The 13,612-nt window shown below is 37.5% G+C and carries 15 protein-coding genes and 1 riboswitch; of the genes, 8 read left to right on the forward strand and 7 right to left on the reverse strand.

The window, feature by feature from the left end; translation table 11 throughout:
- The first annotated feature begins 12 nt into the window (after nt 1-12).
- Nucleotides 13-118, forward strand: a riboswitch (TPP riboswitch).
- Nucleotides 119-463: 345 nt separating this feature from the next.
- The 3 genes from CS937_RS00880 to CS937_RS00890 all read left to right on the forward strand — a co-directional run bounded on the left by CS937_RS00880 (nt 464) and on the right by CS937_RS00890 (nt 2,723).
- A complete protein-coding gene (locus CS937_RS00880) occupies nt 464-1,294 on the forward strand; it encodes a lipoate--protein ligase family protein (protein ID WP_425445441.1) in 831 nt (276 codons plus the stop codon).
- A gap of 3 nt (nt 1,295-1,297) precedes the next feature.
- A complete protein-coding gene (gene lipA / locus CS937_RS00885; protein ID WP_099156606.1) occupies nt 1,298-2,260 on the forward strand; it encodes a lipoyl synthase in 963 nt (320 codons plus the stop codon).
- Between the two features lie 127 nt (nt 2,261-2,387).
- Nucleotides 2,388-2,723: a thioredoxin family protein gene (locus CS937_RS00890; protein WP_099156607.1), complete on the forward strand. Its 336-nt coding sequence runs from the start codon at nt 2,388-2,390 to the stop codon at nt 2,721-2,723.
- A gap of 36 nt (nt 2,724-2,759) precedes the next feature.
- On the opposite strand, the gene CS937_RS00895 is transcribed toward CS937_RS00890, so the two are convergent.
- A complete protein-coding gene (locus tag CS937_RS00895) occupies nt 2,760-3,257 on the reverse strand; it encodes a GNAT family N-acetyltransferase (RefSeq protein ID WP_099156608.1) in 498 nt (165 codons plus the stop codon).
- Nucleotides 3,258-3,441: 184 nt separating this feature from the next.
- On the opposite strand from CS937_RS00895, the gene CS937_RS00900 reads away from it, so the two are divergent.
- Nucleotides 3,442-4,041 (forward strand): short chain dehydrogenase, encoded by a 600-nt coding sequence (locus CS937_RS00900; protein WP_099156609.1) that lies wholly within the window; start codon nt 3,442-3,444, stop codon nt 4,039-4,041.
- Between the two features lie 210 nt (nt 4,042-4,251).
- Here the strand turns inward: CS937_RS00900 and CS937_RS00905 are convergent, their stop codons facing one another.
- From CS937_RS00905 to CS937_RS00930, 6 genes are read right to left on the reverse strand one after another with little or no spacing between them, the layout of a single operon-like run.
- The gene (locus CS937_RS00905) at nt 4,252-5,472 is read right to left on the reverse strand and encodes a hypothetical protein (RefSeq protein ID WP_099156610.1); all 1,221 of its coding nucleotides are present in this window, start codon (nt 5,470-5,472) and stop codon (nt 4,252-4,254) included.
- Nucleotides 5,473-5,485: 13 nt separating this feature from the next.
- On the reverse strand, nt 5,486-6,325 hold the full coding sequence (locus CS937_RS00910; protein WP_099156611.1) for a hypothetical protein: 840 nt from the start codon (nt 6,323-6,325) through the stop codon (nt 5,486-5,488).
- Nucleotides 6,322-7,011 carry an ABC transporter ATP-binding protein gene (locus CS937_RS00915; protein WP_099156612.1) on the reverse strand — a complete coding sequence of 230 codons (690 nt, stop codon included), beginning with the start codon at nt 7,009-7,011 and terminating at the stop codon, nt 6,322-6,324. The genes CS937_RS00910 and CS937_RS00915 overlap by 4 nt, the downstream gene beginning before the upstream one ends.
- Nucleotides 7,012-7,023: 12 nt before the next feature.
- Nucleotides 7,024-7,401 carry a GntR family transcriptional regulator gene (locus tag CS937_RS00920; protein ID WP_099156613.1) on the reverse strand — a complete coding sequence of 126 codons (378 nt, stop codon included), beginning with the start codon at nt 7,399-7,401 and terminating at the stop codon, nt 7,024-7,026.
- Between the two features lie 34 nt (nt 7,402-7,435).
- Complete coding sequence (locus CS937_RS00925) at nt 7,436-8,779, reverse strand: ABC transporter permease (protein ID WP_099156614.1); 1,344 nt, start codon at nt 8,777-8,779, stop codon at nt 7,436-7,438.
- A complete protein-coding gene (locus CS937_RS00930) occupies nt 8,776-9,468 on the reverse strand; it encodes an ABC transporter ATP-binding protein (RefSeq protein ID WP_099156615.1) in 693 nt (230 codons plus the stop codon). Before CS937_RS00930 ends, CS937_RS00925 begins: the two co-directional genes overlap by 4 nt.
- Nucleotides 9,469-10,324: 856 nt before the next feature.
- On the opposite strand from CS937_RS00930, the gene selD reads away from it, so the two are divergent.
- The 4 genes from selD to CS937_RS00950 all read left to right on the forward strand — a co-directional run bounded on the left by selD (nt 10,325) and on the right by CS937_RS00950 (nt 13,424).
- On the forward strand, nt 10,325-11,368 hold the full coding sequence (selD, locus tag CS937_RS00935) for a selenide, water dikinase SelD (protein ID WP_099156616.1): 1,044 nt from the start codon (nt 10,325-10,327) through the stop codon (nt 11,366-11,368).
- A 27-nt stretch (nt 11,369-11,395) separates the two neighbouring features.
- On the forward strand, nt 11,396-12,439 hold the full coding sequence (mnmH, locus tag CS937_RS00940) for a tRNA 2-selenouridine(34) synthase MnmH (RefSeq protein WP_099156617.1): 1,044 nt from the start codon (nt 11,396-11,398) through the stop codon (nt 12,437-12,439).
- A 95-nt stretch (nt 12,440-12,534) separates the two neighbouring features.
- Nucleotides 12,535-12,768 carry a hypothetical protein gene (locus tag CS937_RS19870; protein WP_342748181.1) on the forward strand — a complete coding sequence of 78 codons (234 nt, stop codon included), beginning with the start codon at nt 12,535-12,537 and terminating at the stop codon, nt 12,766-12,768.
- Nucleotides 12,769-13,028: 260 nt separating this feature from the next.
- Complete coding sequence (locus CS937_RS00950; protein ID WP_099156618.1) at nt 13,029-13,424, forward strand: VOC family protein; 396 nt, start codon at nt 13,029-13,031, stop codon at nt 13,422-13,424.
- The last annotated feature ends 188 nt before the right edge of the window (nt 13,425-13,612 follow it).

Raw genomic sequence — 13,612 nt, forward strand, 5'->3', positions numbered from 1 at the left:
CCGCATACCAATTATTTACACTAGGGGAGCTATATATTGGCTGAGAAGAACTGTTTCGTTCTGACCCTTTTTACCCGAACCAGGTAATACTAGCGTGGGGAAGTGTTGACGAAGCGTACGTTTACTCATTTTTACGTTTTATCAGACTACATCCCGCTTTGGGGTGTAGTCTTTTATATTATTATAAAAGGCTCTTTCCGCATAGTTTGTTACAATTTATAGAAACTGTGACATAAGTGCTGTATTAATTTCGCATTTTTTATGGTTTTCTGCCCCGCAGGAATTGGGTTTCTTCCGTGAGGTTGAAGCGTTGTCCGCGGAAAGCGAAGTGTATTTCCAGAACGGCAGTTTTACCACCATTTAAATCTATGTCGCAGTTTTTCAACTATTAAATAAGGTTCAGCATGTGAGAAAGCAACAATCTGTGTGAAAACAGCCTAAAAAAACAGCGAGGTGTTAAACTTTGAATGACACATGGGGATTTTTAGACACCGAGGTACACGATGCAACGGTAAACATGGCATTAGATGAATTATTGCTTAACTGGCATGGCGCAGGGAAAATCCCACCCATCTTACGCTTTTACCAATGGTCAGACCCCAGTCTATCTGTTGGGTATTTTCAAAATGTAGAAAAGACTATTGATTTCGCAGCTATCGATCATTATAAGATACCACTTGTAAGAAGATTAACAGGCGGAAGTGCCGTACTTCACCATGATGAACTGACCTATAGCATTATCATCGCTGAAAATAAGTCCTATATTCCTGCGTCTGTTAGGGAAGCATATTACGTACTATCTAAGGGGATTTTTGAAGGATATGCTAACCTTGGAATCACTGTAGATTACGCAGAAAAAATAGAATCAAGCAAAAACCGTTCAGCAGTCTGCTTTGAAAGACCGGCACTGTATGAATTAATGGCTAATGGAAAGAAGATTTCTGGAAATGCCCAAACTCGAAAACAAGGTGTATTACTACAACATGGATCCATCCCTAGATCTTTTAATGAAAGAATGCTTTTCGACATTTTCCATTTTCCAACCGAGGAAATACGTACTAGGAAACGACATGCTTTTGCAACGAAAGCAACAACAATCGGTCAGGAAACAGCAAAACAAATTTCAATCGATACCATGAAAAACGCGTTTAAAAAAGGATTTCAAACAGGATTAAACATTGAGTTATTTCCAATTGAATTAACTTCAGATCAATGGAATGAAGTATATCAGCTTGCTGAAACAAAATACAGTACAGACGAGTGGAACTTCAAACATCATCTAAGGAGCGTGTAAAAAGTGGCTAAACAGGACGTGTACATACGAAAACCGGAGTGGCTTAAAACTAGAATTAACACGAATAAATCGTATCAAGGACTAAAAAAATTAATGCGTGATAAGAAATTGAATACAGTATGTGAAGAGGCTCGCTGTCCAAATATCCATGAATGCTGGAGTGAACGCAAAACAGCAACATTTATGATTTTGGGGGACACATGCACACGCGGCTGCCGTTTTTGTGCAGTTAAAACCGGATTGCCAAACGAACTCGATTGGGGAGAGCCTTTTCGAGTGGCAGAGTCTGTTGCGATTATGGGACTTAAACATGTTGTCGTAACTGCTGTAGCACGTGACGATCTAAATGATGGTGGCGCTGCTGTATTTGCTGAAACCGTTCGCGCAATTCGCCGTGAAAATCCAGGATGTACAATTGAAATTTTACCTTCTGATATGAAAGGTGATTATGAAAGCCTGCATACATTAATGGACAGTAAGCCAGACATTTTCAATCATAATATAGAAACCGTACGCCGATTGACAAAACGTGTTCGTGCTAGGGCTATGTATGATCGTTCCTTGCAATTACTTCAACGCGTTAAAGAAATTGCACCTAAAACACCAACTAAATCAAGCATCATGGTAGGTTTGGGTGAGGAAAAAGAAGAAATCGTTCAAGCAATGGACGATTTGTTGGCACATGACGTTGATATTATGACAATTGGGCAATACCTGCAGCCAACGAAAAAGCATCTTAAAGTTGAGCGCTATTATCATCCAGACGAATTTGCTGAACTGAAAGAAATCGCTTTAAACAAAGGATTTCGTCACTGCGAAGCTGGCCCATTGGTACGCTCGTCTTATCATGCTGATGAACAGGTTAGCCAAGCATCCGCACAGCGCCGGATTAATTATATGAAGGGTTATGAGGAACAATCCGATAAAAAAATTGATTTTACGTTGGAAGCAATTAATAAAAACTAGGCATGAATTCCCGCTACGTAAGATTGTGTAGTGGGAATTTTTATTTCTGCAAAAGCATCTAGCATGACTGCATGCACCTATATTGATAGGATAGATGAAATACTATTCTTTTTTCGGAGGGCTACGCATGAGGGAACTTCAAAAACTAATATCACTCGATATGGTAGAAAAATTCATGCATGAACATGAGTTAGCATTCCTTTACATTTCACGTCCAGATTGCAGTGTATGCCACGGCCTATTACCGCAAGTACAGGAATTAATGATGAACTATCCTGAAATCAAACTGGGGCATGTAGACGCGGACGCAGTTAAAGAAATCGCTGGACGCTTTTCCATATTTACTGTCCCTGTTCTACTACTATTTGTTAATGGGAAGGAATACATCCGAGAAGCACGCATTGTCCATTTACAGCTTCTCGATGAAAAAATCCGTAAAATATATGAAAATGTGGTTGAATAGCGTAATGTATTCAACCACATTTTCACACGTGAAAAATTATAGATAACACGCGTAAATATCATTATATTTATCCCATTTATATATGGTAGTTTCCCTTTTCATACCAATCCGTTCAGCAACCTTAATCGATGGTTGGTTATTTAAGTCAATTAGCGAAACCATTTTCGGATACTCCAATACTGCAAATCCATATTCTTTACATGCTAACGCCGCTTCAGTCGCATATCCATTACCCCAAACACTCCTTACAAACAGATACCCAATCTCCATTTCTACTTTTTCCCCAACCTTCTGCGGAACTATTCCGCACTGTCCAAGAAATTCACCTGTATTTTTATTCTCGACAATCCATAATCCAACACCAAAATTTGAGTAGTTATTCATTGTCCACTCAATCCATTTTTCCGCTTCTTCTCTTGTTTTAGTTGATGGATAATATTTCATCGCCTCTGGATCACTAAATATTTTCATCAGATCATCTATGTCTTCCATATTCATTTTTCTTAACCGAAGCCGATCAGTAGTTAATAACATTGGATTGCTCCTTTCAATTCCACTATATAATTTTATCAAAAATTTCATATTTTGCATTCATACACATAAATTATTTAAAGGATAGTATAGACTGCGCTGTGTTATTCTGTCTTCATTGTTAAGTGTTCAGTCTTCATGTGTGTTTGTTCAGTTTACTTCAATTTTAGAAAAGGGGTCAACGTATATGAAAATACTGATTGTTGGTGCCAGTGGTACAATTGGCAAAGCAATTACAAAAGAATTACAATCAGATCATGAAATTATTTGTGCCGGGCGAAATGGATCAGATGTGTCCGTTGATATCACCTCGATTGACAGTATTAAAACAATGTACGAAAAGGTTGGAAAACTTGATGCAGTTGTAAATGCGGCGGGTCGTGCACAATTTAGCTCGCTTGTTGAATTAACACCAGAACTAAATGAAATTGGAATTGAAAGTAAACTAAAAGGTCAGATTAACTTAGTACTGTTAGGCTTGAATTATATGAATGATAACGGCAGCTTTACACTGACAACTGGGATCATGATGGATGACCCCATCAGACAAGGTGCTTCAGCAGCAATGGCAAATGGGGGTGTGAAAGCATTCGTAAAATCAGCTGCACTTGAGATGCCTAGAGGAATTCGGATAAATAGTGTTAGCCCTAACGCCGTACAGGAATCATGGGATAGACTAAAAGATTACTTTCAAGGATTTGAAGCAGTTCCAGCTAGTCGTGTTGCACGCGCCTTCAAAAAAAGTGTATACGGTGCTCAAACAGGAAAGAACTATGAGGTCTATTGAGAAAAGTCTAAAATCATTAACCTGAATTATGAAGGGAGGGAAACCACAGAGTTATGGAGGTCCTTCCCCTTCTTATGTTTTCGCCATTGGGCCATGTTACCATTCTCGGGCACATGTTCCTTCTCTCGCCTCCTACGTTCCTGCCCTACACTTCTAACGAAAAAGAGCTCGTTTTGAAAAGAATTCAAAGCAAGCTCTTTTTATGCAAATTTAATTAATTTGTATATCTGTAACATACAGGGAAGAATCTATTTCGTCTTTTAGTGGATCTTTTGGTATTATTTCCCCTGTATAAAGCGTTTTACCTGTTTTTAGACTTCCAACAACAAGTACTGCAGCTTTTTTTGCATCCATCATCATTGTTACTGCATATACTTTCCCATTATTAATGGTAATCGTTTTAGATTCTTCAACCGATGCGTCGTTGTTTTTTGAGTCTCGTAAAGTAAATTTAAACTCTCCCTTAATACCCTCGTTTAACAAATATGGAGTGACTACAACATCATTTGGACTTTCCTCAACAAAATAAATCGTTGAATCATCAAACATGGTTCTTTGTTCTGACGCATGAATTTTTTCAGGTAATGCAATCGGATGGCTCTCATCCGTTTCAAGGTTATAGGCTACAAGCTCACTACTGACTTCTTCTGATACATAATACCCTTCAGACTGCTCCACATCTTCAATAACGGACTTTTCAAAAAGAACATTCTGATGCTTCTGCATTGGATTCGTTTCACTAAGTATCATAATTTGACCTGATTGATTTTCTAGAAGACCTTCATTTGAAATTACTTCTTTATGATCAACAATTTTTTCTGAGGCGATATCAAGGCTATATAGATGAACAGCTTCATTTCCTCCAGTCACATTTTTTGTGAAAATTTTAAGCTTCCCATCCATCATCTGCACATCGTCTACATTCATATAATCAAGTTCTTTTACGTCTGGTACGTCGATTTCAAATGAATTCGTTTTATCCTCAACTTTATCTAATACAGATATAGAAAAACGGAAATCCCTTGGTGAAAGAGAATTTACTTGATAATCTACTTCACCATATACCAAATAATGTTCATCTTCATAAAAATGATCTGGAGAACCAGACTTGCCCCGCATGAAATTCCGGTGTTTTTCCTTGAGCTGTCTAATACTTGCTATTCCACCATACCCATCAAGCTGTTTTAAAAATGACTGTTCACTTTTGTACTTTGAGCCATTTGATGTTAGTGTTAAGCTTTCACCTATAGTGGATCTTGCATAATAATTTCCATTAATTACAACGTTATCCACTTCGCTCTCATCACCACTCTGTTTTTCTATCACAAATTCCGGATATTTACTCACTGTTAATGCAGATTTAATGTAAAACGTTCCGATAGAAAGAATAATCACGATTCCAATGATAATAAGCTTCCAATATTTGTTCATGACAATCTCCCCCCTATATTCTGATCTTTTTCTTCAATAAATAGTTGCTCACCCAAATGGAACAGCACGTTACGATGATTCCCATCGCTACCTCTACAATTAGTATTTCACTTGGATAAAGGTAATACCTTTGTAAAAATTCTTGGATAATAATCGGTGCAAAGAATATAATAACTGCCAAAATACTATAACCAATTCCAAGCAATATCCCCTTTATACGATAGCTTCGTTCGAACATGATCGCTGTAAAAAGTATGGTAACCGCCACAAATCCAGCACCATAATTTAAAATAAATTCTATAATGCTATTTGGGAAGATAATATTTAATTCTAAAAATCCACTAGAGCTAATTAGTTCATGCACACTTAAGTCCACACGAAACTCCTTTGGAACCATCCATTTTAAGATAGTGCTTTCAATTGGATAAAGAATTAATTGAAATGCTACAAATCCAAAAGTCATCAAAAGAATAGTTGTAATCTTAGCAAGAAAAACGTTCAGTCTTGCTGTTGGCAGCATCAATAAGCGGTAGATAAATGTATTTTTTCCAAACCAATCTCGATACCAAATAAGAAAAATATAAAATGCTACCAATGCAACACATAGTGCCATTGGGCCTATGAACCATATACTTGATAATACTTGATCCATGCTCATTGGCCCGTATCTAGAAAGGTACTCCGCTTTTGGTATTAACTCTTCATATATCATTCGATTAGTCTCGTTCAAGTAGTTTTTTGAACTAAAAATCACACCAGCTATCTGCGATATTAACAGAATTGCTAATAAGACAAAATAAACCTTAGCAATTCTATTAAACTCAAAATTGACCAATTTCAAATACCTATTCATGCCTTAAACACCTCTCTCATGACATCTACTACCGATTTATTTTCATTTTCTCGAACTTCTTCAGCATTAAATTCTTTCAAAACGTTTCCATTGTCCAGTAACACAACTTTATCAATTAAATGTTCAATATCACTGATTTCGTGCGTGGTTATGATAACACCCCGATCCTCAATCAAGTGACTCGTAAACACATTAGCAATTTGTTCTCTGCTAAATATATCAATTCCAGAAAATGGTTCATCCATCAAGATGTAATCAACGTCCATTGCTAGACCAAGCAATAGATTTACCTTCGCTGTATTCCCTTTTGATAAATCAGAAATCCGTTCACTTTCTTTTAGTTTAAAAAATCCAAGTAATTCTGTAGCACGTTCCTGGTTCCAGCAGTCATAAAAGTCGTTCATAAATCCCATCGCTTCCGCTATTCGCATTTGTGGAAGCATTGTAATGGCATCTGGAATGAAGGTGATTTTTTCATAGCTTTCTTTCTTGATTTTTTCACCATTGATCAGTATGTGGCCACTGTTAATTGGGGTAAGATTCATAATGGCATTTAGAATAGTTGTTTTTCCTACACCATTTATTCCAATTAAGCAGGTTATTTCCCCTTTATTTGCAGTAAATGAGACTCCATTTAATACTTTTCTCCGACCAAATTTTTTTGTTATATCCTTTACCTCAATCATGCATATCCCTCCTTAATTCTTGTCCTCTGCCGCGTATTTTTCTTTAACCAAACTTAACACCTCATCAACAGGTACATTAATGGAACGAATGGAGCTAACAAAGGAGTCCACCGCTTGTAAAATAAGTTCTTCTCTAACGCCCCCTAAAACCTGTTCATCTTTAGTAATACGACTTGGTAAATTACGCTCTGTATAAATCAAGCCTTCCTCCTCCATTTCTTTATACGCACGTTGCGCAGTGTTAGGATTGATTTTTAATTTGTTAGCAAGTTCCCGTCTCGAAGGAATTTCCTTACCAGGTTCTAGCATTCCAGTTGCGATTTGTTCTTTGAAATGACGGACAACCTGCACATAAACAGGATCTCGATTATTAAACTTTATATTATTCATAGACACATCTCCTACATTTCTCAGATGAGTTATTTTAAATCTCACGTCTCATTGCTTTTAAAACATCTATTTGTGTAGCACGTTTAGCCGGGCGCATCCCAGACAAAATAGTAACAGCTAAGCAAATACTGACAGATATTACGATCAAGGTACCTGGAATAGCAGAAAACTTTAAGTTATCCGGTAGCTGTTCCGTAAAAGCAGCTTCAATAATTATAGGAAGACCAAAGTTCACTAAAAAACTAACTGCATACGCTACAATTACTCCAACCACTGCACCAATCACACCAATATAGCTACTTTCTAGCAGAAAAATTCGTTTAATCGTTCTTGGATTTGCTCCAATTGCTTTCATGATACCTATATCTGGCGCCCGTTCCGTTACAGCCATCGTCATTGTATTATAAATTCCGATGGAAGCTATTAAAATAGCAATTGTACCAACTAATATTAATCCAGCCTTTGCAATAGTGAATAGCATGTTAATCTGCTCCATCTCTTTGACAACTGAATAGGATGCGTAGTTTGCATCATCAAGTTGATCCGAAATGCCTTTTACGGCTTCCAAATTAGTTGTATATACTTTTACCTCATCAAACGTATCGGCTGCTTTATTCGCTTCTTCCATTCCCTCTTCCTGGCGTGGATTACCATTTGGAGTGCCAGTAAATCCTACAATTTCCTCCAAAACCTCCTGAGAAATATAAACGTTTCGGTCCTGCATCCATTCCTTTGTTGGTTTTTCTAAAATACCTACAACCTTTAGCGGAATGATATGGGTTACTTCTTTCTCCCCATCCAACCGTTTAACGGTCATTTTAATTGATTTTCCGATTAATTCCTCTTTGTATTGATAATTCTCTTTTAATTCACCATCTTTACTGTATAAATCTTGTTCTTTGATAGAATCTGGATGAAGGTGCTTGGGAAAATGATAGCCAATAACAATTTCATTCGCATTTTTAGGTAATCTTCCTTCTTTTAACTTGAGACCGGATTTAATTTCAGATGGAAAATGCGCAATAACTGCTTCTGCTTCTTCTATGTAGTCACCAGTTGAAAAGGTAGGAATTTGTTGAAGGTGATTTCTTCTTGTTACTGCTTTTACGCCGTCAATTGATTCTAGATAATCAATATCATCCATCGTTAATGAACGAAATCTCCCATCTTCTTTCTCATATCCATGAATATCTATTTTCGTGACAATCTGCTGCTCTAAGGTATCCTCAACTATTGTTTGTTGAAGACCATACCCTATTGATGCCAGTACAATGAGGAACGTACATCCCATAGCAGTAGCTAAAATTGTCATAAAGGTCCTTACCTTGTTCTTTTTAACATTTTGCCTAACAAAAGCTAATTGATCCTTTAACCTCATTGAGCATCACCAACTTCTAGAAGTCTGCCATCTTTTATCGCAATCGTACGATTACCAATAGCAGCAACTGCATCATCATGCGTAATAATTAAGAACGTAATGCCCCTCTCTTTATTTAACTGCTTGATAAACTGTAATAAATCAGCTTCCGTTTCACTGTCTAGACTCCCTGTAGGTTCATCAGCTAAAATGATAGGTGGATTTAGTACTAATGCTCTTGCAATACTAACTCGTTGCTGTTGTCCACCAGATAATTCACTTGGATAATGACCCTGGTAATTAATTAATCCGGTCTTTTTGAGTAATTCTATAGTAATTTGTTTTCTGTCATATTCATTTACACCTTTAGAAACTAATGGTAGTTCAATATTTTGATAAGCTGTCATACTTGGTATCAGCTGAAAACTTTGAAAGATAAACCCTAAATGACTCAACCTGAAGTCAGCGAATTCTGCCTCCGTAAAATTAGTAACCTGTTGACCGTCAATCCAAATTTCCCCTTCAGTTGGTTGGCTAAAACCACTTATAAGGTTTAGTAAGGTTGATTTACCCGACCCGCTTTTCCCAATAACGGAAACAATCTCACCTCTTTTAACGTTAAATGATATATCCTTTAAAACTGGCAAGGTTGTTTTTGGATCTTTTTTGCCTAAAGTAAAACTATGGCTAAGTTGTTTTACGTTTATCATCTATTCTCCTCCGATTAGCTTATGTGAAATGTGTATTATGCTATTAATACACATTAGTCATAAAAATTCATGTATTAAACAGTTAATACACCCTTGTGATGTATTATAGTCTTAATACACTTTGATTGTCAATACAAAAAATAAACCCAAATACAATAAGGCCATTTCGTAAATTTCATTGCCTTTTACTACGGAGTTTCAGTAAAATGCGACGTAAATCATCTTATGTAGCTGTTATTCTCACAGCCAGTATTCCGGAGCAGTCGCTATCCTTGCTATTCTGCCGATATTCACGCGCTCCCGATGATGTTCACGCTCTCCTGCCGATATTCACGCTCTCCTGCCGATATTCACGCTCTCCTGCCGATATTCACGCTCTCCTGCCGATGTTCACGCTCTCCTGCCGATATTCACGCTCTCCTGCCGATATTCACGCTCTCCCGCCGATATTCACGCTCTCCCGCCGATGTTCACGCTCTCCTGCCGATGTTCACGCTCTCCCGATGATGTTCACGCTCTCCTGCCGATATTCACGCTCTCCTGCTGATATTCACGCTCTACTGCCGATATTCACGCTCTCCTGCCGATATTCACGCTCTCCTGCCGATATTCACGCTCTCCTGCCGATGTTCCCGGTCTCCTGCCGATATTCACGCGCTCCCGCTGATGTTCACGCTCTCCTACAGAGCATCATCTCCCCAGGATGTCTCTAGTATGAAAGTAAAATTTTTCTGCCTCCTCGGCTTGGTGTGTACGTCGCATTTTATGTCTGTTGTGTTAAAAATAACATTAAAACCTTTAAATCCGTTTCCAAACGTCACCTATGTTAAGATTAAATTACCTAACTACACTACATATGACAACTCCCATTAAACTTACTTCATTATCATCAAAGGGTGGATGTGGTTGTAAAATAGGGCCTGCAGATTTATCTCAAGCCCTTCGCTCACTCCCGCCTACTGTTACAAACCCAAATTTACTTGTTGGTCTCGATACAAGTGATGATGCCGGTGTTTACAAAATTAATGACAATCTTGCCCTTGTTCAAACAGTTGATTTTTTTACTCCGATTGTTGATGATCCATATTACTTTGGACAGGTTGCAGCAGCAAATGCAATCAGTGATGTATATGCAATGGGTGGGAAGCCAATAACTGCTCTTAACATTGTTGCATTTCCGATATCTACTCTAGACAAAAGTATTTTAGCCGAAATTCTACGAGGTGCCGGAGATAAACTGAACGAAGCTGGTGTTGCGCTTGTTGGTGGTCACTCCATTGACGATAAAGAGCCAAAGTTTGGACTTGCTGTTACAGGTATCATACACCCAGATCAAATTCGGACAAACACAGGAGCAAAGCCAGGCGACAAACTTATTTTAACCAAACCAATCGGAGTGGGAATTTTAACAACATCCATTAAGAAAGATTTGCTTAGTGACGATGAAATAACTCGCGTTACCAATGTAATGACAACACTTAATAAAACTGCTGCAGAAACAATGGATGCCTATAATGTACATGCGTGTACGGATGTAACTGGATTTGGTCTACTTGGACACGCTTCTGAAATGGCCAAAGGAAGTGACGTTGAAATTAATATCGCATATAATCAAGTACCGATTTTACCTCGTGTTAAAGAACTTGCAGAAGCGGGATCCGTACCTGGGGGAACGAAAAATAATTATGCTCACGTAAAAGATATCGTTTCCTACCCAGATACAATGGATCAAATTGATAGGTGGATTTTGTGTGATGCGGTAACCTCTGGCGGGTTACTTATAGCAATAGGTAACGCCGAGGCTGATTCACTAGTTACAGACTTACAAGCTAATGGTGTTGAAGCGAAAATAATTGGTGATGTTGTCGAAGGAAAAAGCGGACACATTACTGTTAACTAGTATACGTGTTAGGAAGTGACGAATTCTATGTTCCAGGATATAGCATTAAATGATTTGTTTGCATTACAAAATAAAGAAATCCACACATTAATTGATGTTCGTTCCCCTAAGGAGTATGAAGATGCTACTATCCCCGGCAGTATCAATATTCCTGTCTTTTCAAATGAGGAACGGGCTGAAGTTGGCACAGTTTATAAACAAGTTGGACCAGAGGCAGCAAAAAAGCGGGGACTAGCAATCTTTTCTGCAAAACTACCAGCGTTTATTGCAGCGTTTAAACAAATCGAAACACCAATAACCGTCTTTTGTTGGCGGGGCGGTATGCGAAGTAAGACTGCTGCTACAGTTCTTGATTTGATGAGTATTGATGCATATCGATTAAGTGGTGGAATAAGATCCTACCGGCAATGGGTCGTTCGTTTCTTAGAAAGTCAAGAATTTAAGCCGAACCTAATCGTATTAAACGGATACACAGGTTCTGGAAAAACAGCTATTCTAAAACTACTTGAACAAAAAGGATATCCTACAATTAACTTAGAGGGTATGGCTAATCATAGAGGCTCTATTTTTGGCCAAATTGGACTGGAACCAAGCAATCAGAAAAAGTTCGATGCTTTACTGGTAGAGCAACTCCTACGTCATAAACATGAGCCATATGTTTTTATAGAAGGTGAGAGCAAACGAATCGGAAAAGTTTTATTACCAGATTTTCTCTGTGATAAAAAAGAAGAAGGAACACAGCTGTTTATCAATCTCCCTATCGAAGAACGTGTTAGAAATATATTAGACGACTATCAACCTTGGAATTTTCCCGAGAAATTCATTCATGCATTCCAATTTATTAAAAAACGAATCCATACACCTATTGCAAAAATGATTGACGATGACTTGAAAAAAGAAAATTATTTTCATGCTGTAAAACTGTTACTGGAACACTACTACGATCCACGTTATCAGCACACAGCGAACCAGTACCCAGATAATAGAAAAATCACTATACAAGCAACAACTATTGAAGACGCCATTCCAGGAATTGAAGATGCTTTAACACATTTGTATAAAGATGTATAAAAATATAACGGACAACGAAACGATGTAATGAATAATAATACTTCGAATGAATGGTAAACAAAGCCCATAGACTATTAACTAGGGAGAGGCTAATTTTGAATAAATATAGTAAAATATTACTTCGATTTTCAGCTTTGTTTGCATTGGTAGGAGCCTTTCTTGGTTCTCATATGGCAGGTGCAGGAGGTTATGCATTCAAAACCGTCCATGCGCATATTCTTGTTGTTGGTTGGTTAACTTTATTTGTTGGGCAGTCTACTATAAAGTTTTCACACCTGCTAAAACAGTGGTTGCAACGTTTCATGTATTTACTGCCATTATTGGTGTAATCGGATTAACGACTGGTATGTGGCTCTATTACATAAAACCATTTGATTTACCCAATACCATAACAACCGTTTTCTTTATTATTGGAGGATCCATTATGCTCCTTAGCTTCCTGTTCTTTTTCATTTTAACGTTTATGAAAACCGAGGAAAGTAAATAATAAGGATTGGCTGACTTAATGTACTAAGTCAGCTTTTTTTATGATATTTGTTTTGACCTTTTGAGAATTGATTTATAGTAACTTTACAGGGAGGTTTTCATGATGAAAAAAATTGTTCCACATATTAGAATTGAAAATTGTAAAGAAGCGATTGAATATTACCGAGATATTTTCGGCGGGGAAATTAAAAACGTGCAATTAGCCGATGGAATTGATATGTTCAAAGGGCATGAAGGTAAGTATATCCATGCTGAATTACATATTAATGAAGATTGCATCATCTATTTTGCTGACATTTTTGGCGATAAAGTTATAAGAGGAAACAATATCCTTCTTGGTCCGGACCTTACTAGCGAGGAAGAGATTAGCCGAATATATAATGCACTCACCAATGACGGAGAAATACAAATGGAATTGCAAGACACATTTTGGGGTGCCAAACATGCAGTCGTTAAAGATAAGAATAACTTATTATGGGAGCTTAACTACACAAAATAGTCATACAGAACCAATGAAAAACACCTACCGTCTAAATGACTAGTAGGTGTTTTCCCTTTTTCCGGTGGTCAATCGGCTTTTCAGGGGAGTGATTCATGAGTTAAAATCTCTTACAAAATTTTTTGTATTCGATTTATATTATATCTATGTGATCGTAAGCCAATTGACTTGGCTTATCCCCTATGTTA

This window comes from Virgibacillus ndiopensis, from assembly GCF_900187325.1.
GTDB classification, from domain to species: domain Bacteria; phylum Bacillota; class Bacilli; order Bacillales; family Amphibacillaceae; genus Virgibacillus_E; species Virgibacillus_E ndiopensis.

Bases quoted from the DNA above. Each gene is read 5' to 3' on its own strand.
- CS937_RS00890 (WP_099156607.1), top strand. From the start codon at position 2,388: ATGAGGGAACTTCAAAAACTAATATCACTCGATATGGTAGAAAAATTC.
- CS937_RS00895 (WP_099156608.1), bottom strand. From the start codon at position 3,257: ATGTTATTAACTACTGATCGGCTTCGGTTAAGAAAAATGAATATGGAA.
- CS937_RS00900 (WP_099156609.1), top strand. From the start codon at position 3,442: ATGAAAATACTGATTGTTGGTGCCAGTGGTACAATTGGCAAAGCAATT.
- CS937_RS00905 (WP_099156610.1), bottom strand. From the start codon at position 5,472: ATGAACAAATATTGGAAGCTTATTATCATTGGAATCGTGATTATTCTT.
- CS937_RS00910 (WP_099156611.1), bottom strand. From the start codon at position 6,325: ATGAATAGGTATTTGAAATTGGTCAATTTTGAGTTTAATAGAATTGCT.
- CS937_RS00915 (WP_099156612.1), bottom strand. From the start codon at position 7,011: ATGATTGAGGTAAAGGATATAACAAAAAAATTTGGTCGGAGAAAAGTA.
- CS937_RS00920 (WP_099156613.1), bottom strand. From the start codon at position 7,401: ATGAATAATATAAAGTTTAATAATCGAGATCCTGTTTATGTGCAGGTT.
- CS937_RS00925 (WP_099156614.1), bottom strand. From the start codon at position 8,779: ATGAGGTTAAAGGATCAATTAGCTTTTGTTAGGCAAAATGTTAAAAAG.
- CS937_RS00930 (WP_099156615.1), bottom strand. From the start codon at position 9,468: ATGATAAACGTAAAACAACTTAGCCATAGTTTTACTTTAGGCAAAAAA.
- selD (WP_099156616.1), top strand. From the start codon at position 10,325: ATGACAACTCCCATTAAACTTACTTCATTATCATCAAAGGGTGGATGT.
- mnmH (WP_099156617.1), top strand. From the start codon at position 11,396: ATGTTCCAGGATATAGCATTAAATGATTTGTTTGCATTACAAAATAAA.
- CS937_RS00950 (WP_099156618.1), top strand. From the start codon at position 13,029: ATGAAAAAAATTGTTCCACATATTAGAATTGAAAATTGTAAAGAAGCG.